The organism is Yersinia canariae (genome assembly GCF_009831415.1).
Taxonomy (GTDB): domain Bacteria; phylum Pseudomonadota; class Gammaproteobacteria; order Enterobacterales; family Enterobacteriaceae; genus Yersinia; species Yersinia canariae.
Genome location: NZ_CP043727.1, coordinates 996,404 through 1,017,473, shown reverse-complemented (window position 1 = coordinate 1,017,473; position 21,070 = coordinate 996,404). Strand labels below are relative to the sequence as shown.

The following is a 21,070-nucleotide window of genomic DNA, read 5'->3' as shown; positions in this document are numbered from 1 at the left end:
AATGAGACCCACCCTTTATAAAGAGGGTGGGGCCGTCGCCTCGCACTGACAATCTATAGTAAAATCCTTGTTAAAGTCATATCCCTAAAGAAATGGGTGCGCGGCTAACGGCTCTGCAACTTCAATTCGAAGGGGATAGTAAAAAAATATCGACTTGGTTCCGCTAACGATTGTTTCTGTTATCGAACACTTTCGCTAACTGATGTTGAATGTGAGAAAAATATGTCAAACAAACCGTTCCACTATCAGGATCCCTTCCCGTTAAAGGAAGACGATACTGAGTATTACCTTGTCAGTAATAATCATGTCTCGGTAGCACAGTTTGAAGGCCACGACATTCTTAAAGTCGAGCCAGAAGCCCTGACCCTCCTCGCCCAACATGCTTTCCACGACGCCTCATTCCTGCTCCGCCCCGCTCACCAAAAACAAGTTGCCGCGATTTTGGATGACCCGGAAGCCAGCGAAAATGACAAATATGTTGCTCTGCAATTCCTACGCAATTCGGAAATCTCAGCCAAAGGGATTTTACCGACCTGCCAGGATACCGGCACCGCCATTATCGTTGGGAAAAAAGGCCAACGCGTCTGGACTGGCGGTAACGATGCTGAAGCCCTGTCACGCGGCGTGTATAACACTTTTATTGAAGATAACCTGCGCTACTCGCAAAACGCGGCGCTGGATATGTACAAAGAAGTGAACACCGGCACCAATCTGCCCGCGCAAATCGACCTTTACAGCACTGAAGGTGAGGATTACAAATTCCTGTTTGTCACCAAAGGCGGCGGTTCAGCAAATAAAACCTATCTGTATCAGGAAACCAAAGCGCTGTTGTCACCGGGTAAGTTGAAAGACTATCTGGTGGAGAAAATGCGCACCTTGGGTACAGCGGCCTGCCCGCCCTACCATATTGCTTTTGTTATCGGCGGCACCTCGGCTGAAAGCACCCTCAAAACCGTCAAATTGGCCTCGACCAAATATTATGATGGCCTGCCGACACAAGGGAATGAGCACGGGCAAGCTTTCCGTGATATCGCGCTGGAGCAAGAGCTGCTGGAAGCTGCACAAGACTTGGGCCTTGGCGCGCAATTTGGTGGCAAATACTTTGCTCATGATGTTCGCGTTGTGCGTCTGCCTCGCCACGGCGCATCCTGCCCGGTCGGAATGGGCGTTTCCTGCTCTGCTGACCGAAATATCAAAGGCAAAATTAACCGCAAAGGTATCTGGCTGGAAAAACTGGAGCAAAACCCAGGCAAATATATTCCCGAGCATTTGCGCCAGAGCAACGAAGGCAAAGTGGTTAAAATCAACCTTAACCGCCCAATGGCCGATATCTTAAAAGAGCTGTCGCAGTACCCGGTTTCTACCCGTCTGTCATTGACCGGCACTATTATTGTTGGCCGTGATATTGCCCACGCCAAGCTAAAAGAGCGGCTGGATAATGGCGAAGGTTTGCCGCAATACATTAAAGACCATCCAATCTACTACGCGGGGCCAGCCAAAACCCCAGAAGGTTATGCTTCTGGTTCACTTGGCCCAACCACCGCAGGGCGCATGGACTCGTATGTTGATCTGCTGCAATCCCATGGCGGCAGCATGATCATGCTGGCGAAAGGCAACCGTAGCCAGCAAGTGACCGATGCCTGTCACAAACACGGCGGCTTCTATTTAGGCAGTATCGGCGGCCCGGCCGCAGTCTTAGCGCAAAATAGCATCAAGAGCCTGGAGTGTGTGGAATATCCTGAATTGGGTATGGAAGCCATCTGGAAAATTGAAGTGGAAGACTTCCCGGCCTTTATCTTGGTAGATGATAAAGGTAATGATTTCTTCCAGCAGATTCAGGCCTCGAAATGTAACCGCTGCGGTTAATCTCAATGCCCCTCCGGTGTCCTCACCGGAGGGGCGTGACTAATAAATTTTTGAATATTTTTTAAGCACTCCACTGGTGCAATTAATTAACCTCGTTTGCCCGCTCCCGTCATGCCTTTCCCGACGATTTTGCCCTTTCCCCTTTTTTCACCCACTGTCAGCGCCAATGATCAGTTGCCAAATCAATGAGCTATTTTTGTGCAACTGAAAGCCCCGATTTAGTGCAACATTTTTCAATTTTACTATTTGATTTTTATTGAAAATTCTTCGTTGACAATAACGCGAATTGCTTTTTATAGTGACCCTGACTTCTCCGCAAGAACGCCAACGTTGTCGGCTTGTGGTTATGGCAATAGAGCCCTCGCAATGTCTTTCAGACTTTGCCGGGCTTTTTTTTTGGCTTTTTTTCAGACCTACCTTTTAACCAATGCCAGGGGTACTTATGTTCATCACAAAATGGTCCAAAATAAAGTGTCATCACACCACACTCTCAATCGCGCTGGCCGCTGCATTTGCCGTGACTTACTCAGGGATGTCGATGGCGGCAGAAAATCCGGTAAAAATTGGTTTGCTGGAAGATGCATCCGGTAACTTTGCCTTGCCGGTTATCCCCAAAATTCATGCCACAGAACTTGCTGTAGAAGAAATTAATGCCAAAGGCGGCATACTCGGACGCCAAATCGAATTGGTTAAATACGATACGCAATCTGATAACACCCGTTTTCAACAAATGGCCCGCCGCTTAATTAAAAATGACAAAGTGGATGTAATATTCGGGGCATTTTCCAGTGCTTCACGCGAAGCTATCCGCCCCATTATGGATCGCGAAAAACAACTTTATTGGTATAACAATCAGTACGAAGGCGGCGTCTGCGACTCCAATGTTTTCGTCACTGGTGCCGTGCCTGAACAACAGTTCTCAACCTTGATTCCGTGGATGATGGAGAAGTACGGCAAAAAAGTTTACACCATCGCCGCCGACTATAATTTCGGGCAAATCTCGGCTGAATGGGTGCGTAAAATTGTGGAAGAGAATGGCGGCACCATGGTGGGCGAGGAGTTTATCCCGCTGAGTGTCTCGCAATTTGGCCAAACCATTCAAAACATCCAAAAAGCCAAACCTGATTTCGTGATGACCTTGTTGGTTGGGGCCAACCAATCCTCTTATTACGAGCAACAAGCCGCAGCAAAACTCAATTTGCCGATGGGTAGCTCCGTCAATGTTGGCCAAGCCTATGAACACAAACGCTTTAAAGCGCCAGCACTGAAAGATATGTATATCACCGCTAACTACATTGAAGAGGTGGATACCCCAGCCAGCAATGACTTCAAACAGCGCTTCCACGCCAAATTCCCGAATGAGCCTTACATCAATCAGGAAGCGGCCAATGCTTATGACGCGGTTTATCTCTACAAAGCCGCCGTAGAAAAAGCAGGTAGCACTGATATGGAGGCGGTGCGTAAGTCACTGGAAAGCGGTGATATTTGTACAGATGGCCCTTCAGGGAAGGTCTGTATCGATCCAAAAAGCCACCATTTGAGCCACACCATCTATCTGGCCCATGTGAAAGATGACCACTCGATTGAAATCCCGAAAGTGTGGACGGACATCAAACCGTATTGGTTGGGTGAAGCCGGTTGTAACTTGCCGGTGAAGCCGGATAACAGCCAGTACACGCCGTCATCTCCGCCGAAAAAAGCCTAAATTTGGCGACTTTGGAGGGAAGTGACCGCCGGTGGCGAGCTTCCCTGTGTTCTCCATTTTCAATGGTGTCATTCAGGACACTCGGGATTGCCAAACGATGTTAACGCTATCCTTTCTTTATTCGGTGATTTATCAGTTTGGCGATAACTTCGCCTATCTGGTGCTGGCAGCACTGGGGCTGGCGGTTATTTTCGGCATGATGGGCGTGATCAATCTGGCACACGGCGAATTCATTATGTGTGGTGCTTATGTCACCATCCTGATGAATAAAGCGGGCCTGCCACTGCCTTTCGCCATGCTGGCCGGAACCTTGGCAGCGGCGTTCTTCGGCGGAGTGGTCGAGCGCTTGGTCGTACGCCATCTCTATGGCCGTTTATATGATTCGGTCGTGGCAACCTGGGCTATCAGTCTGATTGTTCAGCAAAGTATGTTACTAATTGCCGGCCCATCATTGGAGGGGTTGTCTACCCCGTTCGGCTCTTTCACCCTCGGTGAATACTCTTTTGCCACTTATCGCGCTTTGCTGCCCTTCTTCGCTATTGCCATCTTAATGGTGCTCTATTGGCTGTTCTTCCACACCAATTACGGCGTCTGCGCCAGAGCCACCATTCAAAACGCCCGTATGGCCTCCTGCCTGGGGTTAGAAACTGACCGTATTTATACACTGACATTCGCGCTAGGCGCAGGGCTGGCCGGATTGGCAGGAGCCATTTATGCCCCAACATTGACCGCGGTTCCCACTATGGGCAGCAGTTTTATTGTTCAAGCCTTTGTTTCCGTGGTGGTTGGTGGTGCAAATGTTCTTGTTGGCACCATTCCTGCAGCGATTGCATTAGGCGCGATACAAACGGGGCTGAACTCCTGGTATGGGCAACTAGCCGGGCAAATTGGCTTACTGGTCACCGCCGTATTGGTTATCCGCTTATTGCCAAACGGTGTTGGCAGCCTATTTACCCGTAACCGCTAGGAGCTGAATGTGACAACGACTTCTCTTAATTTATCGACGGCAAAGCAGCGCTCGCCGTCCACAACTCGTCTGGCGGCACTGCTTATTCTGGCGGGCGCACTCGCACTGCCGTTAGTCGTCGATAGTGCCATGATAGGCGATTTCTCCTACTTCCTACTGTGGACTTTCTGTGCTATCGGATTGGCTGCAATGTGGGGGCATGGCGGTATTTTATCTTTCGGGCAAACCGCGTTCTTCGGCCTTGCCGGTTACACCTACGGCGTGATGACGCTGAATTTTGGCGATGGCGTGCTCTCCACTTGGTCGGGTTTAGTCATGGCACTGCTGGTCGCGGCCACCGTGGCAGCGGCATTGGGGTATCTGATGTTTTACGGCGGGGTGACCGGTATTTTTATCGGTATTGTGACCCTGTCCTTCACCTTGGTATTGGAAACCTTTATGTCGCAAACCGCAGGCCCGCAATGGGCTATCGGCAGCGCGCGACTGAATGGTTTCAATGGTATGTCAGGTATGCCGCCGCTCTCCCTGCCGTGGTTTGACGGTAAATTGCTGGCACTGGAGGGCAATGCCTTTTATTACCTGATTATCCTGCTGCTTGCCGGTGTTTATTGGGGTGTTCGGCGGCTATTGCGCTCTAATTTTGGCCTGACACTGGCCTCTATCCGTGAGAATCCGCGTCGGGCAGAAATGCTCGGTATTGATATCCGCCGCTATCAATTATTGGTGTTCGTGCTCGGCGGTGTGCTCTCCGGCTTATCGGGCGCGCTGTATACCTTGTGGGGTTCTTATATTACGCCGTCCTCGATGGGGCTAACTGCCGCGGCTATGCCGGTTATCTGGGTGGCGACCGCTGGGCGTAAGAATATTTTCGGCACCGTGGTTATTACCGCTCTGCTGGTGTGGTTATCTCAATGGTTGGCAATCTATGGCAGCGAATACGCCATGATCCTGCTAGGGGCCATTCTGCTGTTTGTGGTGCTGGCCGCACCCAATGGTTTATTACCTTGGCTGGCAGAAAAAATCAGCCGTTTGTCTGCGCCACGTCGGAAAAAAGGGGAATCGCTATGAGTCAGGTAGCACAAGATTTGATCCTCGAAACCCGTGGCCTGAGCAAGCGCTTCGGTGGCATTCAGGTTATCAATCAAGTTGATTTACAAATACGTCGCGGTGAAGTGCGCTGTGTCATTGGCCCGAATGGCGCAGGTAAAAGCACCTTTTTCAAATTACTGACTGGCGAACATACACCAAGCGATGGGGATATTCGCTTTTTCAATCGACGGCTGAATACCTTAGCGCCCTTCCAGCGCATTCGGATGGGCATGAGCATTAAATTTCAGATCCCCGGCATCTTCCCTGAACTGACGGTTGAACAACATTTGCAGTTGTCACTCAGTCACTTACGGCCTGAAGTTCGCTCACAAGCGGCCAGTGTCGATGAGCTACTCGAGCGCTTTAAGCTCAGCGCTGAATACCACCAACTGGCCGGTAATTTGTCTCACGGCAAAAAACAGTGGCTGGAAATTGCCATGGCGGTGTCACTGCAACCCACTTTGTTGATGCTCGATGAACCCGTTGCGGGCTTATCTATCGATGAAACCTATCTCACTGGCGAGCTGATTAAGCAGATGCAAAGTGACGGACTGACACTGATGGTGGTGGAGCACGACATGACATTCGTGCGCCAAATTGCCTCACAGGTCACCGTCCTCCATGGTGGGCAAGTTTTTGCTGATGGCAATGCTGCTGAGGTGCTGGCGCGTGAGGATGTCGCGGATATCTATTTGGGGAAAGCGGTATGAATAACGTGGTTTTACAAATAGAGGGTCTGACCGGCGGTTATGGCGGCGGGCAAGTGCTCAATGGTGTCACGCTGCAACTGCATGCGGCGGAAGTGTTGGGTCTGATTGGCCGCAATGGGGTGGGGAAAACCACACTGATGCGCACCTTAATTGGCGCGGTGGCCACGAAACAAGGCAGCATTCTGCTGGGCGAAATCGACATCACTCAGGCCTCGCCGCAGCGCCGCGCCCGTTTAGGTATTGGTTACGTCCCGCAAGGGCGAGAAGTGTTTGCTGGTTTGACCGTGGCAGAGAATCTGCAAGTCGGCATGCAGTTTGTCCGTGAACACCGTGAGTTTGCTAAAGATGTACTGGAGCGGGTGCTCGATTACTTCCCGATTTTGCGCCAAAGACTCAAACAAAAAGCCGGCACCATGAGTGGCGGCGAGCAACAGCAATTGGCTATCGCCAGAGCGTTGGTCGGTTCGCCCAAAGTATTACTGCTCGATGAGCCCTCTGAGGGGGTTCAGCCCTCTATCGTCAACATCATTGCCGATACCTTGGTCCGCATTGCTCGCGAACTGCATGTGGCCGTGATTTTGGTTGAACAGGATATCGCGATGATCCAGCGAGCTGCGCAACGTTGTGCGGTGATGGATAAAGGCCAAGTGGTAGAAACCCTTTCACAACAACAACTTTCTGATGATCTTTTAATGCGCCGTCATCTGGCGCTGTAACCCGATGCCCTTATTACATGGAGAATTGCTAATGAAATGGCTGGAAGAATCAATCATGGTAAAACGCGGAGTCGGTGCCGGACGTAAACCGGTTACTCACCATTTGACGGAAGAAATGCAAAAAGAGTTTCACTACACCATCGGCCCCTACTCGACGCCAGTTCTGACAATTGAACCCGGTGACCGGGTGATTGTAGACACGCGAGATGCTTTCGAGGGAGCGATTAGCTCAGAGCAAGATATCCCGAGCCAACTGCTCAAAATGCCGTTTCTCAACCCGCAGAATGGCCCCATCATGGTCAATGGTGCTGAGAAAGGGGATGTGATTGCAGTCTATATTGAATCCATGTTGCCGCGTGGTGTTAATCCGCACGGCATCTGCGCCATGATCCCCCATTTTGGTGGGCTGACCGGCACAGATTTGACCGCCATGCTCAATGACCCACTGCCAGAAAAAGTCCGCATGATTAAGCTGGACTGCGAAAAAGTCTACTGGAGCGAGCGCCACACCCTGCCCTACAAACCGCATATTGGCACCCTGAGTGTGTCGCCGGAAATTGACTCAATCAATTCACTGACACCGGATAATCATGGCGGGAATATGGATGTGCCAGATATCGGGCCGGGCAGCATTACTTATCTGCCGGTACGCGCCCCCGGCGGCCGCCTGTTTATTGGTGATGCCCATGCCTGTCAGGGGGATGGGGAAATTTGCGGCACCGCCGTGGAGTTTGCCTCAATCACCACCATCAAAGTGGATTTGATTAAAAACTGGCAGCTCTCCTGGCCACGGATGGAAAACGCCGAAACCATCATGAGTATTGGTAGCGCACGTCCGTTAGAGGATGCCACCCGCATTGCTTACCGTGACCTGATTTACTGGTTGGTGGCCGATTTCGGCTTCGAGCAATGGGATGCCTACATGCTGCTCAGCCAATGCGGCAAAGTGCGGCTGGGTAACATGGTCGACCCCAAATACACCGTCGGCGCGATGCTTAACAAAGAGCTATTGGCACAATAATCCCTATCCCCGGTATACGCCGGGGTGTTATGCGCATTCGCACAATCATCCTTTTTAATAGTGTAAGCAGGTGCATATGGGCTCAGATACACCGGTCAATATTGGCTTACTGTACTCCTTCAGTGGTGTCACAGCGGCCCAAGAACTGTCGCAATGGCGCGGAGCGACACAGGCTATTGCCGAAATTAACCAAAATGGCGGCATCAATGGCAGGCCACTAAAAGCAATTCATTTTGACCCACAATCTGACGATGCGCAGTTCCGTGCCCTCGCCGAGCAATTAATCGTCGAGCATGAAGTGAATGTGATCTTTGGCGGTTACACCTCCAGTAGCCGCAAAGCCATGTCACCGGTGGTAGAGAAATATCGTCGGTTGCTGTTCTACTCACAACTGTATGAAGGATTTGAGTTTTCAGAGAATATTTTCTATGGCGGGGCCGCACCCAACCAAAATTGTGTCCAATTGGCGGATTACCTCACGGGGCAGTTTGGCGCGCGGGTTTATTTGATTGGCTCGCGCTATATTTACCCCTACGAATGTAATCGCAATATGCAGGAGTTAATTCTGCAACGCCATGATGGCGCGGTGATTGGCGAGCGCTATCTTGATCTGAATGCCCCGTATGAAGCTTTTCTGCCCATCATCGAGGAGATAACCAAAAAGCAGCCAGATTTCATCTTCAGCACAGTGGTCGGGCAGACGGTTCCCTTCTTGTATCAAGCTTATCAGGCGGCGGGCCTCGACCCTGCCCGCATGCCCATTGGTAGCCTGAATACATCAGAAACTGAGATTGCCATTATGGGGGCGGAAGTAGCACGAGGCCATTTCAGCTCAGCCCCCTATTTCCAAAGCATTTGCACTAAAGCTAATCAAGCGGCACTCAAACAATTCCATCAACAATTCGGGCCAGAACTCACCACGGACATGAATTGGGAAGCCACTTACAGTCAAGTGCATCTATTTGCCAAAGCCATGGTCGAGTGTGACAGCGACCATATTTATCCGCTTTCTGCTGCACTGCGCGGGAGCCAATTTGATGCCCCACAAGGTCGCATTCGTATTGATCCGCTGAATCAACATACCGGGTTATATCCCCGCATTGGCATGGCGAATGAAAGTGGGCAATTTACCATCGTGCAAGAATCTCGCCGTATCGTCGAACCCGACCCCTATATGACGAACCAGATTCAGGGCGATTGGGTGACGAAGCTCACGACAGTGGGGTATCCGCATGCGACCTAGCGACAGCAGAATCAGTGCGACAGCCTTATTACTCAGCCGTGGGGTGCGTTGCGTGGTATTACACCCCGATGACGAAGACGGCGAAACACTCACCAATCATTTGCGTCGGATGGGGTTTAAGGTGCAAGCCTTCTGGCCCATCCCCGAGCAACTGCCCGCCGATACCGACCTGATTTTCTATGCATTACAGTCAGATAACCCGGAGCCAGACGTGTCGTGGCTCAATCCGAACAAACACGCCCTGATAGCGGTTATCACTTATGAGAACCCAACATTTATTGATCAAGCACTCAACATGGGCGCGGGCACCACGATAACTACGCCCATTCGGGCCTCAGGATTATTGTCGGCCATGGTGTTTGCTTTGCACCACGCCCAACAGCAACGGCAAATGAGTGACCGCATCGAACGGCTAGAGAAAAAAGTACTGGGCGTCCGCCAGGTCAGTGAAGCCAAAGCCATCCTGATGCGGATGCACAGTATTGGTGAAGAACAAGCCTACGAAATCCTGCGCCACCAGGCCATGGACAAGCGCATTACCGTCGAAGAGATCTCATGCGCACTGATTCAGGCCAATGATATTTTCTCTTGGACAACACCCGGCACGGCCAACAGCCGAAAGAATTGAGTGTGAATTGCCCGGTATTTTTCAAACACAGCATTCATTATTTATGAGGATAATCATGTCAATAACCCCTTTCCTGGCAGCCGCCATTCAGTTTGAACCCCTCATGTTTGCCAAAGAAGCAAATTTGCGTCAATTACTGACATTAGTTGAACAGGCGGCACAGAAAGGTGCTCGCCTGATTACCACGCCAGAAATGGCGACGACGGGCTACTGCTGGTTTGATAGGCAAGAGATTGCCCCCATGGTGGAAACCGTCCCCGGTGATAGCACTGCTCGTTTTACTGAGTTAGCTGAGCGTTATCAATGCCATATCGTTTTAGGCATGCCAGAAGTGGACCCGCAAACAGAGCTGTATTACAACAGTGCGGTCCTCATCGGGCCACAAGGTGTTATTGGCTGTCATCGTAAAAGTCACCCCTATATTTCAGAACCCAAATGGGCGGCCGCTGGCGATGTCGGGCACCAAGTTTTTGAAACGCCTCTGGGGCGAATTGGCATGCTGGTCTGTATGGATATTCATTTTCCCGAAACCGCACGTTTGCTCGCTCTGGACGGTGTTGATGTCATTTGCCATATCAGCAACTGGCTGGCAGAGCGCACTCCCGCCCCTTACTGGATGAGCCGGGCAATGGAGAATGGTTGTTATCTGCTGGAAAGTAACCGCTGGGGATTAGAGCGCGGAGTTCAATTTAGCGGTGGCAGTTGTATCATTGAACCCGATGGCAATATTGCTGCCGTGGTGGATAGCGGCGATGGGATTGCCTACGCCGAGATTGACATCAACCGCAGCCGTCAGCGCCAAGTGTTGGGCGAGTTGGTATTCGAGCAGCGCCGCCCAGACCATTATCACACGCTTTTAAGTGACAGTTTTTTGTGGAACCCACAAGATTTCTTTGGGCTTTACGGGCAGCAGCCTTTGCCGCCGGGCAAACAGAGCCGCATCACAGTGGCGCAATTCTCACCAACTGAACAGGTAGCAGACAATCTGGCGACCATTACCGCCATGACAGAAGAAGCCGTTTCACAACAAGGTAGCGAGCTGATTGTCTTCCCAGAATTAGCCCTGACCGGTGAGCACTCTGGTGCAGCCCATGCTCAAACCCAGGAAAGTCCAGCAGTGCAGGCGTTAGCCCGCTTGTCTATAAAATTGCGCGTATATCTGGTAGTGGGAATGGCCGAAAAACAGCAGGACAAATGCTATAACACCCAGATTCTGTTTGGGCCAGAGGGAATGATTGGCTGCTACCGGCAAATACATCTTTCTCATGCACGTCAACAATGGGCCAGCGCCGGAGAACACTGGCGCGTATTTGATACCGCCCTCGGCAGAGTCGGATTACTGTTGGGCAATGATGCGCTGCTACCCGAATCAGCACGTATTCTGGCCCTAATGGGATGCGATATTATTGCCTGTTCCGCAGCAATTTCGACCGGTTTCACCGCCGCGCATGCGGGTAGCGCCGTCGTGCAAAATTACCCCATCCCCACAGGGGCCGACCCGCTACACTGGCATTTGTTCCGAACCCGTGCCGGGGAAAACAATCTTTATTTGGCCTTTTCGAATGCTATTGATAACACCACTGGACAAGGGGGATATAGCGGAATATTCGGGCCAGAAACGTTCACATTCCCTCGCGTTGAACGGTTACTTTGGCAAGAGCCGCTAGCGGTCACGCAAGTCATGGATACGCGATCTCTTGAGGGCAGTGCTTATCCAACTAATGTGGTGCGCCGTAAAGATTTGGTCGCCATGCGCCAACCCCATCACTATAAACCGCTCCTGAATTAAGCCCTTCCCGTGACAACTCTCGGTTTATTATGCCGAGAGTTGTTCAGCAACACACTTAATCTGCACATATGTGCAAAACCCACCATATCACGCAAAATAAAAATGTGATCAAAATCCAAAATTTGTTCAGAATAAAGTAGATAAACACAAAAACCACTTTCCCATTTATTTAATATAAATCAATCCATTAAAGATTTCTGCACACTTGTGCGATATCTGAAATTAATTCCAGTGCATGTATTAGTGAATTATTGTGCAGTTTTGATGGGGTTCGTTATTTTGTGCTTTTGACTTAAAAAATAGAAAATGATTATATCAAGTCATAGATAACTTAATGACATTTGCACAAATGTGCAAGAGGCTGAAATGGAAAAGAGCGATGATCTGCGCCTGATGGTGAAAATTGCACAAATGTATTACGAGCAAAATTTCACACAAGCTGAGATAGCGCGAGCGCTGGGAATTTACCGCACCAGTATCAGCCGGATGCTTAAAAAAGTACGTGAACAAGGCATCGTGACTATTTCAATCAACTATAACTATAACGAGAATTTGTTATTGGAACAGCAGTTAAAGTCGCGTTTTAAATTACGAGAGGCAATTGTCGTCTCTGCCGAGCAGGACTCATCGCCGGAACAGCAATTGATACTGATGGCCAAACAATGCGGCGCATTGTTGAATAGAATTATTGAAAATGGCGATATTCTGGGCTTCTCTTGGGGCAGTGCGATTGCCACATTGGTTGAACAAATGGATACTTCGCCGGTGTCACGCCAATTAACCTGTATTCCGATGGTCGGTGGCCCTTCAGGTAAATTGGAAAGCCGCTTTCATGTGAATACGCTGGTCTACAGTGCAGCTATGAAATTAAAAGGCGAATCATTACTGATCGACTTCCCGGCAATTCTGGAAGAAAGTGTGATCCGCGATGGTATTGTTCAATCTCAGCATTATCAGGCTATTGCAGATTATTGGCAGCGGCTGGATATCGCTATATTCGGCATTGGCTCACCCAATATTTCTGGTAATTCTACCTGGCGCGCCTTTTACGGTAGCGATGTTATTGACCACTTTAATGACCGACAAGTGGCGGGTGATATCTGCTCACGCTTTTATGACTCACAAGGTAATCAGGTTGAAACTTATATTTCGGATAAAACAATTACCATTCAGTTAGACAAAATTAAGAAAGCCCGTTATTCCATTGGGATTGCACACTCCCACGAAAAAATCAGCGGGATCATCGGCGCTATTAAAGGAAAGTATATTAATAGCTTGGTGACTACGAAAGAAACCGCCGAGGAGATATTAAAACTAACGGAGTAATTTGTTCATTAATATATTAAGGGGATCAGCACCCCCTTAGAATTCAACAACAACTTAATAAACCGCACTTTTAAGTGTGTGGCCGAGTATTACCCAAAATTAGATAGACAGGAAAATATTATGAGCGATTGGCTAAATTTAAAAGATAAAGTCGTTATTGTCACCGGTGGTGCATCAGGGATTGGTTACGCAATTGTAGAAGAATTATTGGCTGCGGGGGCCAAAGTACAATTAGCCGATGTTAATCCGCTTGAGGGTGAGATTAAAAATAATCCTCAGTTGAATTTTATTCAGCTCGATATTTCTGACCGTAATAGCGTGCAAACAGCAATAGATAATATTCTGACTCAACATGGGCATATTGACGCACTGGTTAATAATGCAGGGATTAATCTTCCGCGTCTGCTGGTCGATCCTAAGCAAAGTCATAGCCAATATGAACTGAAAGATAATGAGTTTGAAAAAATGGTCAATGTGAATCAGAAAGGCGTGTATTTGATGTCACAGGCGGTGGCGCGCAATATGGTGCAGAACAAAAGCGGCGTCATTATTAACCTCTCTTCAGAAAGTGGATTAGAAGGTTCAGAAGGCCAAAGTTGTTATGCTGCGACCAAAGCCGCGCTATATAGCTTTACTCGTTCATGGGCTAAAGAACTTGGGAAATACGGTATCCGTGTCGTGGGCGTCGCGCCCGGTATTCTAGAAAAAACCGGGCTGCGAACTCTCGATTACGAAGAAGCACTGGCCTACACCCGCAATATCACGGTAGAGCAATTGCGAGACGGTTATACCAAGAATGCTATTCCAATTGTCCGGGCAGGGAAACTATCCGAAATTGCTGATTTCGTGACTTACCTATTATCCGAACACGCCAGCTATATCACTGGAGTGACCTATAACATTGCTGGCGGCAAAACTCGCGGCTAACAGGAGGCATAATGGTTAATGTCATTTTTTGTGCTCACGGCGATTTAGCCGTTTCGATGCTCAATTCCGTCAATATGGTGTATGGCGAGACACAAAATATTACTCCACTGCTGTTTAACCGTGGTGAAAACGCCGAAGACTTAGTGAAAAAAATGCAGGATGTTATGGCAAATAATCAAAATGACGCCTGGCTGATTGCGGTGGACTTACAAGGTGGTAGCCCTTATAACGCGGCAGCACGTCTGGCATTCAGTGATAATCGTATTCATGTTGTTAGTGGATTATCGCTACCTTTAGCACTGGAAATTGCTGATAACCAGCAAGGAATGGCGGCAAAAGAACTGACTGAATATTTACTCGATATCGGTACGCAGTGTGTGCAGTCATTCCGTCACCAACAAAATAGCGAAGAAGAAGAGGCCGACTTTATATGAAAATCAATCTGGCAAGAATTGACGACCGGCTGATTCATGGTCAGGTCACCACGGTTTGGGCTAAAGAAGCCAAAGCCGAGCGTATTATTATTTGTAGCGATGAAGTTTATAACGATGAGATCCGGAGAACACTACTAAAACAGGCGGCCCCTCCGGGAATCAAAGTTAATGTCGTCAATATTGAAAAAGCAGTAGCTGTTTATCACAACCCAAATTATGTTAATGATACTGTTTTTTATTTATTCACCAATCCAACTGATGTTTTACGACTGGTGGATCAGGGGGTAAAAATTGGCGTAATTAATATTGGCGGCATGGCATTTAAACAAGGGAAAACACAATTAACCAAAGCGGTATCTGTTGATCAAAATGATATTAACGCTTTTTATGCATTAGCGGAGCGTGGCGTTCATTTAGATTTACGAGTGGTCACATCTGACCCTAATGTGGATGTGATTAAAAAATTACGCGAGCTGGAGTCTAAATAACAACATCTCAATTGAAAGATAAATAATAACTCATGTTTTATTAAACATTTAAATCCGATTACTTAATCTGGGCAATACAGCTATTTAATTATGCTCTACGACCACACCCCAAATAATGCAAATTGCAGGAAGGCGGCAACTGAGTGAAAAATGGGTTAAAAACCATTTTGAGCAGCGCTTACGCTGGCCCGTAAGGTGAGCAAAAGCAGCCAACGCACATGCAGTTTGCAATATAACGGGTATATGAGTGAGTTGTATTGTCCAAAGGGGTCCACCATGGAAATAAGTTTACTACAAATAATCTTAATCTTTATTTTCTCATGTATTGCCGGTATCGGCAGCGTGCTGGATGAATTCCAAACTCACCGGCCATTAATCGCTTGTACGATTACCGGCTTGATTCTTGGCGATATGACTACCGGCGTTATCCTCGGCGGTACGCTGGAATTAATTGCTCTCGGTTGGATGAATGTCGGGGCCGCGCAATCTCCTGATTCCGCCCTTGCCAGTATTATTTCAACCATTTTGGTTATTGTCGGTCACCAGAATATCGCCACCGGGATCGCCATTGCCCTGCCAGTAGCTGCCGCTGGCCAAGTTCTGACAGTTTTTGCCCGCACAATCACTGTAGCGTTCCAACACGCAGCAGACAGAGCGGCGGAAAAAGCCAATTTTGCCATGATTGATTTTATGCATGTGTCGGCATTGCTGGTTCAGGCCATGAGAGTCGCCATTCCGGTATTGATCGTTTCTATCTTTGTCAGCGCCGATACCGTCAGCCATATGCTTAACGCAATTCCAACTGTGGTGACCCATGGGTTGCAAATTGCTGGCGGATTTATCGTCGTCGTCGGTTACGCCATGGTACTTAACATGATGGGCGTAAAATATCTTATGCCATTCTTTTTTCTCGGCTTTATTGTCGGAGGTTACCTCGGTTTCAGTCTGCTCGCATTCGGCGGTATCGGTCTGATTATTGCCTTGCTGTATATCCAGTTAAACCCGCTTTATCAGAAACCGGCAGCGCCTGTAGCCCAAGCTAGCCAAGCCAAACTTGATGAATTAGAAGACTAGGAGATGCCGACATGACCATATTAAACAAACGATTAACCCGGTCTGATCTGTTTAAAATGTTTTTACGCAGTAACTTACAACAGGCCTCTTTTAACTATGAACGTATTCACGGTTTGGGCTTTTGCTATGACATGGTGCCAGCAATTAAGCGCTTGTATCCGCTGAAAGAAGACCAAATTGCCGCCCTGAAACGCCATTTAGTGTTCTTTAACACGACCCCGGCAGTCTGTGGGCCTGTGATCGGCGTCACTGCGGCAATGGAAGAAGCGCGCGCCAATGGCGCAGATATTGATGAAGGGGCAATAAATAGTCTGAAAGTCGGGCTGATGGGGCCGCTGGCGGGGGTCGGTGACCCGCTAATTTGGGGAACTTTGCGCCCAATAACAGCTGCGTTGGGGGCTTCGCTGGCACTGAACGGCAATGTGCTAGGGCCAATTTTATTCTTCCTGTCCTTTAACTCTGTGCGCCTGGCATTGAAATGGTTCGGCCTGCAATACGGTTTCGTCAAAGGGATCAATATCGTCAAAGACCTTGGCGGGAATTTGCTACAAAAACTGACCGAAGGTGCCTCCATCCTGGGCTTGTTTATCATGGGGGTATTGGTCACCAAATGGACAAGTATCAATGTGCCACTGGTGATATCGAAAACACCCGGCCACGACGGTACAACCGTGACCATGACCGTGCAAAACATTCTGGATCAGCTTTGCCCTGGTTTGCTGGCGCTAGGGCTGACTCTGTTAATGATGCGCCTACTCAAACGCAAAATTAACCCTATCTGGCTTATCTTCTCCCTGTTTGGCCTCGGAATTGTAGGCTCATGGCTTGGCATTCTGTCTTGATTTAATGCCGGGGAGTTTTTTTATTCGACCTGCTGTTTTTATATTTAAAAAATAATTGAGGTGGTTCCAAATGAAAACTAAAGCACTGCGTTTGTATGGCAAAAATGACCTGCGGCTGGAAAGCTTTAATTTACCGGAAATGGGAGATGATGAGATTTTGGCAACGGTTGTGACCGACAGTATTTGTCTCTCTTCGTGGAAAGAAGCTAATTTGGGTGCTGACCATAAAAAAGTGCCAGATAATGTGGCGGAAAATCCGATTATTATTGGCCATGAATTTTGCGGCGATATTCTTCAAGTCGGTAAAAAATGGCAACATAAATTTAAACCCGGTAGCCGTTATGTCATTCAGGCTAATCTGCAATTACCCGACCGCCCAGATTGCCCCGGATATTCATTCCCTTATGTGGGGGGTGAAGCTACCCATGTGATTATTCCCAACGAAGTCATGGAACAAGACTGTTTACTGCCGTATGGAGGTGAAAGTTATTTTGAAGGTTCACTGGTAGAGCCACTTTCTTGCGTTATCGGCGCATTTAATGCCAATTACCATCTGGTTCCCGGTACTTATCAACATAAAATGGGTATCAAACCGGGCGGTAATGTGTTGATTCTTGGCGGCACCGGCCCAATGGGATTATTAGCCATTGATTATGCTTTGCACGGGCCGGTTAATCCGCAATTATTGGTCATTACAGACCGCCATCAGCAAAAACTGGACTATGCCGCCCGCTTGTATCCAAGCGAGTCACAGACTCAGGTGCATTACCTTAATACTAAACAAACTGATGACCAGTTTGAACGTTTAATGGCCCTGACGGATGGTAAAGGCTATGACGATATATTTGTTTTCGTGCCTTCAGCTGAATTAGTCACATTGGCATCTAGCTTATTGGCACCAGATGGTTGCTTTAACTTCTTTGCTGGCCCGCAGGATAAGAATTTTATGGCGTCGGTTAATTTCTACGATATCCATTATTCCTTTACCCATTATGTCGGCACCTCTGGGGGCAATACCGACGACATGCGGGAAGCAGTGAAGTTAATTGAAGCGAAGAAGGTTAATGCCGGGAAAGTGGTCTCTCATATTCTGGGGCTAAATGATGCGGCGGAAACCACATTGAACTTACCGCAAATTATTGGTGGTAAGAAGTTGGTTTATACCGGCAAAAACATGCCACTGACGTCATTAAGTGAACTGATGAGTACTGATCAAGATTCGCCATTATTACAAGAACTACAGATTATTTTGCGTAAAACAGATGGATTGTGGTCAAAAGAAGCGGAAGACTTTGTTTTGGCGCAGGCCCAAGAGATTTAGTTTTTAAGCAAGGGCGGTAATACACCACCGCCCACGACTCATTCCTCTGGCAAATGTTTTGCCGTCGACTCATCGGTGGTTGCATCATTGGCCACCGCATTGAGCAGCACATCCAACAAACCGGGGAAACGGGCATCAATATCATCGCGCCGCAGTGATAACAAACTCTCACGTCCACAGGGCCGTTGCCAGATAACGCCACTTTCGCGCAGCACGCGCCAATGGTGGGTTAACGTCGATTTAGACAGCCCCTGCACCAGAGTGCCACAAGCATGTTCGCCCCCTGCCGCCAACCTACGCACCACAGCCAGTCGTAGTGGATTACCTAAAGCCGTCAGCACATTTTCCAAACGGATCTGCTCACGCTCAGGGTGATTTGCAATCATAGTGTTCCTATTAATATGTGACAGCTAACGGGTAAATTCCCCACCAAACTGCCGGGTTAGGCTATATCGAGCCACCTTAGGCGGGCGGCAATATAGCCTATACTCCATTTTGGCCCTACTAATAATTCTAGTGTAATGATGAAAGCCCCCTCAATCATTACCCACCTCTATTATTGCACAGTTTCAGAACAAATAATTAAATTGTACGTGTATATTCGTACAATAGGACTATACTGATTGCGATCATCTGTTGATCAACACTAATGCACAACTTAAACCAACAACTTCCCGGCAGAGCATCAAACCGCCCGCCCCGAAATTGCCATCATCACTAAGGACTTAATATGGCACGTAAAACTCCTATCGAGCGCTATCGCAACATTGGTATCTCAGCCCACATCGACGCCGGTAAAACGACCACTACCGAGCGTATTTTGTTCTACACCGGCGTCAGTCATAAGCTGGGTGAAGTGCATGATGGCGGCGCGACTACTGACTGGATGGCACAGGAGCAGGAACGTGGCATTACCATTACATCGGCTGCCGTGACCTGCTTTTGGAAAGGTATGGACAGAACCTTACCCGAGCACCGCATCAACATTATCGACACCCCTGGGCACGTAGATTTCACGATAGAAGTGGAGCGGTCCATGCGGGTACTCGACGGCGCTGTCATGGTGTATGACGCGGTAGGTGGTGTGCAGCCGCAATCCGAAACTGTCTGGCGTCAAGCTAATAAATACCGCGTTCCGCGTTTAGCATTCGTCAACAAAATGGATCGCCCCGGCGCTGACTTTTTCCGTGTACGCCAGATGATGATTGATCGTCTGAAAGCCAATCCAGTGCCTATTGTTATTCCGATCGGCAGTGAAGAGCACTTCACCGGCGTGGTCGATTTGCGGCTTATGCGCGCCATTATTTGGGATGAAGCTTCTCAGGGCATGACTTTTAGTTACGAGCCAATTCCGGAAAACTTATTGGCAACCGCCAATGAATGGCGCGAGAAAATGGTCTCCGAAGCGGCTGAAGCTTCTGAAGCGCTGATGACAGAATATCTGGAAACCGGTGACCTGACAGTGGATGAAATCACCCAAGGTCTGCGAATTCGGACCATTGCCGGCGAAATTCAGCCAATGATGTGCGGCAGTGCCTTTAAGAACAAAGGCGTGCAGCGCATGCTGGATGCGGTGGTTGAATTGATGCCATCGCCAGTTGATATTCCGCCCGTCAGTGGTACAGATGAAGATGGCAACGAAGTGAGCCGTAAAGCCGATGATAATGAAAAATTCTCGGCGCTGGCGTTCAAACTGATGACCGATCCGTATGTCGGGCAGCTAACTTTCGTGCGTGTTTACTCTGGGGTGCTGACCAAAGGCGACAGTGTTTATAACCCGATTCGGGGCAAAAAAGAGCGTATTGGCCGTATCGTTCAGATGCACGCTAATAACCGGATTGAAGTAGATGAAATCCGTGCCGGTGATATCGCCGCGTGTGTTGGTTTGAAGGATGTTACCACCGGAGAAACGCTGTGTGACCCGGATGCAGTGATTACTCTGGTGCGCATGGAGTTCCCTGAGCCGGTCATTTCGCAAGCGATTGAACCGAAGACTAAAGCTGATCAGGAGAAAATGGGGATCGCACTGCAAAGACTGGCATCTGAAGACCCGTCGTTTCGTATCCGTACTGACGAAGAGTCCGGCCAGACTATTATTTCCGGCATGGGTGAATTGCATCTGGAAATCATCGTCGACCGCATGAAACGTGAGTTCGGTGTGGAAGCCAACATCGGTAAACCGCAGGTGACTTACCGCGAAACAGTGCGTAAAACCGTGACAGATGTTGACGGCAAATTTGTTCGTCAGTCGGGCGGTAAAGGGCAATATGGCCATGTGGTCTTTACCCTCGAACCACAGGAACCGGGTAGCGGCATTGCCTTTGTCGATGCGACTAAAGGCGGCGTGGTGCCTCGTGAGTTTATCGGAGCAGTCGAGAAAGGGGTGCTTGAGGCGACCAATACTGGGGTTCTGGCCGGTTATCCGGTAGTGGATGTGAAAGTGACCCTGACATTCGGCTCCTATCACGAAGTGGATTCATCAGAACTGGCGTTTAAAATGGCCGCCATCTTTGGTTTCAAAGAAGCTGCCAAACGCGCTTCTCCGGTAATTCTGGAGCCTGTAATGAGTGTCGAGGTGGAAACTCCTGAAGAGTACGCCGGTAACGTGATGGGTGACCTTTCCTCTCGCCGTGGCTTGGTGCAAGGAATGGAAGAAATGGTCGGTGGCGGGAAAATAATTCGTGCGGAAGTGCCGTTATCTGAAATGTTTGGTTACTCCACGACATTACGCTCTATGTCACAGGGCCGTGCAACTTATACGATGGAATTCAAACATTATGCAGAAGCACCGCGTAATGTTGCTGATGCCATTATTGCCGCGCGAGGCACGAAAGCCTAACTCAATACGCCAAGTTGAGTCACACACCAAACCGCCAGTGGATAATCATTTCGCTGGCGGTTTTTTATTGATGTTATCAGAATCA

At 48.8% G+C, this 21,070-nt stretch carries 19 protein-coding genes; 18 read left to right on the top strand and 1 reads right to left on the bottom strand.

Features of this window, described 5'->3' with window-relative positions; genetic code table 11:
• The first annotated feature begins 222 nt into the window (after positions 1 to 222).
• The 17 genes from fumA (at position 223) to F0T03_RS04595 (ending at position 18,146) form a co-directional block, all read left to right on the top strand.
• On the top strand, positions 223 to 1,866 hold the full coding sequence (gene fumA / locus F0T03_RS04675) for a class I fumarate hydratase FumA (protein WP_159677335.1): 1,644 nt from the start codon (positions 223 to 225) through the stop codon (positions 1,864 to 1,866).
• A 538-nt stretch (positions 1,867 to 2,404) separates the two neighbouring features.
• Positions 2,405 to 3,571, top strand: a complete 1,167-nt coding sequence (locus tag F0T03_RS04670; RefSeq protein ID WP_181952502.1) for an urea ABC transporter substrate-binding protein — start codon at positions 2,405 to 2,407, stop codon at positions 3,569 to 3,571.
• A gap of 97 nt (positions 3,572 to 3,668) precedes the next feature.
• Complete coding sequence (locus F0T03_RS04665; protein ID WP_050100518.1) at positions 3,669 to 4,538, top strand: ABC transporter permease subunit; 870 nt, start codon at positions 3,669 to 3,671, stop codon at positions 4,536 to 4,538.
• Positions 4,539 to 4,547: 9 nt separating this feature from the next.
• A complete protein-coding gene (locus F0T03_RS04660) occupies positions 4,548 to 5,606 on the top strand; it encodes an ABC transporter permease subunit (RefSeq protein WP_159677334.1) in 1,059 nt (352 codons plus the stop codon).
• Entirely contained in the window at positions 5,603 to 6,337 is a 735-nt protein-coding gene (locus F0T03_RS04655; protein WP_145557004.1) for an ABC transporter ATP-binding protein, read from the top strand. Before F0T03_RS04660 ends, F0T03_RS04655 begins: the two co-directional genes overlap by 4 nt.
• Entirely contained in the window at positions 6,334 to 7,053 is a 720-nt protein-coding gene (locus tag F0T03_RS04650) for an ABC transporter ATP-binding protein (protein ID WP_145557006.1), read from the top strand. The genes F0T03_RS04655 and F0T03_RS04650 overlap by 4 nt, the downstream gene beginning before the upstream one ends.
• A 31-nt stretch (positions 7,054 to 7,084) precedes the next feature.
• Positions 7,085 to 8,074 carry an acetamidase/formamidase family protein gene (locus F0T03_RS04645; RefSeq protein WP_145557008.1) on the top strand — a complete coding sequence of 330 codons (990 nt, stop codon included), beginning with the start codon at positions 7,085 to 7,087 and terminating at the stop codon, positions 8,072 to 8,074.
• 76 nt (positions 8,075 to 8,150) lie between these two features.
• Entirely contained in the window at positions 8,151 to 9,317 is a 1,167-nt protein-coding gene (locus F0T03_RS04640; RefSeq protein WP_159677333.1) for a transporter substrate-binding domain-containing protein, read from the top strand.
• On the top strand, positions 9,307 to 9,945 hold the full coding sequence (locus F0T03_RS04635) for an ANTAR domain-containing response regulator (protein ID WP_145557012.1): 639 nt from the start codon (positions 9,307 to 9,309) through the stop codon (positions 9,943 to 9,945). The genes F0T03_RS04640 and F0T03_RS04635 overlap by 11 nt, the downstream gene beginning before the upstream one ends.
• Positions 9,946 to 10,000: 55 nt before the next feature.
• Positions 10,001 to 11,734 (top strand): nitrilase-related carbon-nitrogen hydrolase, encoded by a 1,734-nt coding sequence (locus F0T03_RS04630; RefSeq protein ID WP_159677332.1) that lies wholly within the window; start codon positions 10,001 to 10,003, stop codon positions 11,732 to 11,734.
• A 366-nt stretch (positions 11,735 to 12,100) separates the two neighbouring features.
• Positions 12,101 to 13,060, top strand: a complete 960-nt coding sequence (locus F0T03_RS04625; protein WP_145557016.1) for a sugar-binding transcriptional regulator — start codon at positions 12,101 to 12,103, stop codon at positions 13,058 to 13,060.
• Between the two features lie 120 nt (positions 13,061 to 13,180).
• Complete coding sequence (locus F0T03_RS04620; RefSeq protein ID WP_159677331.1) at positions 13,181 to 13,987, top strand: SDR family oxidoreductase; 807 nt, start codon at positions 13,181 to 13,183, stop codon at positions 13,985 to 13,987.
• An 11-nt stretch (positions 13,988 to 13,998) separates the two neighbouring features.
• On the top strand, positions 13,999 to 14,421 hold the full coding sequence (locus F0T03_RS04615) for a PTS sugar transporter subunit IIA (protein ID WP_145557020.1): 423 nt from the start codon (positions 13,999 to 14,001) through the stop codon (positions 14,419 to 14,421).
• Positions 14,418 to 14,909 carry a mannose/fructose/sorbose PTS transporter subunit IIB gene (locus tag F0T03_RS04610; protein WP_145557022.1) on the top strand — a complete coding sequence of 164 codons (492 nt, stop codon included), beginning with the start codon at positions 14,418 to 14,420 and terminating at the stop codon, positions 14,907 to 14,909. The genes F0T03_RS04615 and F0T03_RS04610 overlap by 4 nt, the downstream gene beginning before the upstream one ends.
• A gap of 276 nt (positions 14,910 to 15,185) precedes the next feature.
• Positions 15,186 to 15,983, top strand: coding sequence for a PTS mannose/fructose/sorbose transporter subunit IIC (locus F0T03_RS04605; RefSeq protein WP_005165149.1), 798 nt, complete (start codon positions 15,186 to 15,188; stop codon positions 15,981 to 15,983).
• Positions 15,984 to 15,994: 11 nt separating this feature from the next.
• Positions 15,995 to 16,825, top strand: coding sequence for a PTS system mannose/fructose/sorbose family transporter subunit IID (locus F0T03_RS04600; RefSeq protein WP_145557024.1), 831 nt, complete (start codon positions 15,995 to 15,997; stop codon positions 16,823 to 16,825).
• Positions 16,826 to 16,895: 70 nt separating this feature from the next.
• A complete protein-coding gene (locus F0T03_RS04595) occupies positions 16,896 to 18,146 on the top strand; it encodes a zinc-binding dehydrogenase (protein ID WP_159677330.1) in 1,251 nt (416 codons plus the stop codon).
• Between the two features lie 38 nt (positions 18,147 to 18,184).
• On the opposite strand, the gene F0T03_RS04590 is transcribed toward F0T03_RS04595, so the two are convergent.
• Positions 18,185 to 18,532 carry an ArsR/SmtB family transcription factor gene (locus F0T03_RS04590; RefSeq protein ID WP_004389154.1) on the bottom strand — a complete coding sequence of 116 codons (348 nt, stop codon included), beginning with the start codon at positions 18,530 to 18,532 and terminating at the stop codon, positions 18,185 to 18,187.
• Positions 18,533 to 18,876: 344 nt separating this feature from the next.
• Between F0T03_RS04590 and fusA the strand changes: the two genes are divergently transcribed.
• Entirely contained in the window at positions 18,877 to 20,985 is a 2,109-nt protein-coding gene (fusA, locus tag F0T03_RS04585) for an elongation factor G (RefSeq protein ID WP_159677329.1), read from the top strand.
• Positions 20,986 to 21,070 lie beyond the last annotated feature (85 nt).

Bases quoted from the DNA above. Each gene is read 5' to 3' on its own strand.
- F0T03_RS04635 (WP_145557012.1), top strand. From the start codon at position 9,307: ATGCGACCTAGCGACAGCAGAATCAGTGCGACAGCCTTATTACTCAGC.
- F0T03_RS04630 (WP_159677332.1), top strand. From the start codon at position 10,001: ATGTCAATAACCCCTTTCCTGGCAGCCGCCATTCAGTTTGAACCCCTC.
- F0T03_RS04670 (WP_181952502.1), top strand. From the start codon at position 2,405: ATGGCGGCAGAAAATCCGGTAAAAATTGGTTTGCTGGAAGATGCATCC.
- fusA (WP_159677329.1), top strand. From the start codon at position 18,877: ATGGCACGTAAAACTCCTATCGAGCGCTATCGCAACATTGGTATCTCA.
- F0T03_RS04610 (WP_145557022.1), top strand. From the start codon at position 14,418: ATGAAAATCAATCTGGCAAGAATTGACGACCGGCTGATTCATGGTCAG.
- F0T03_RS04590 (WP_004389154.1), bottom strand. From the start codon at position 18,532: ATGATTGCAAATCACCCTGAGCGTGAGCAGATCCGTTTGGAAAATGTG.
- F0T03_RS04625 (WP_145557016.1), top strand. From the start codon at position 12,101: ATGGAAAAGAGCGATGATCTGCGCCTGATGGTGAAAATTGCACAAATG.
- F0T03_RS04605 (WP_005165149.1), top strand. From the start codon at position 15,186: ATGGAAATAAGTTTACTACAAATAATCTTAATCTTTATTTTCTCATGT.
- F0T03_RS04640 (WP_159677333.1), top strand. From the start codon at position 8,151: ATGGGCTCAGATACACCGGTCAATATTGGCTTACTGTACTCCTTCAGT.
- F0T03_RS04615 (WP_145557020.1), top strand. From the start codon at position 13,999: ATGGTTAATGTCATTTTTTGTGCTCACGGCGATTTAGCCGTTTCGATG.
- F0T03_RS04655 (WP_145557004.1), top strand. From the start codon at position 5,603: ATGAGTCAGGTAGCACAAGATTTGATCCTCGAAACCCGTGGCCTGAGC.
- F0T03_RS04665 (WP_050100518.1), top strand. From the start codon at position 3,669: ATGTTAACGCTATCCTTTCTTTATTCGGTGATTTATCAGTTTGGCGAT.
- fumA (WP_159677335.1), top strand. From the start codon at position 223: ATGTCAAACAAACCGTTCCACTATCAGGATCCCTTCCCGTTAAAGGAA.
- F0T03_RS04620 (WP_159677331.1), top strand. From the start codon at position 13,181: ATGAGCGATTGGCTAAATTTAAAAGATAAAGTCGTTATTGTCACCGGT.
- F0T03_RS04650 (WP_145557006.1), top strand. From the start codon at position 6,334: ATGAATAACGTGGTTTTACAAATAGAGGGTCTGACCGGCGGTTATGGC.
- F0T03_RS04600 (WP_145557024.1), top strand. From the start codon at position 15,995: ATGACCATATTAAACAAACGATTAACCCGGTCTGATCTGTTTAAAATG.
- F0T03_RS04645 (WP_145557008.1), top strand. From the start codon at position 7,085: ATGAAATGGCTGGAAGAATCAATCATGGTAAAACGCGGAGTCGGTGCC.
- F0T03_RS04595 (WP_159677330.1), top strand. From the start codon at position 16,896: ATGAAAACTAAAGCACTGCGTTTGTATGGCAAAAATGACCTGCGGCTG.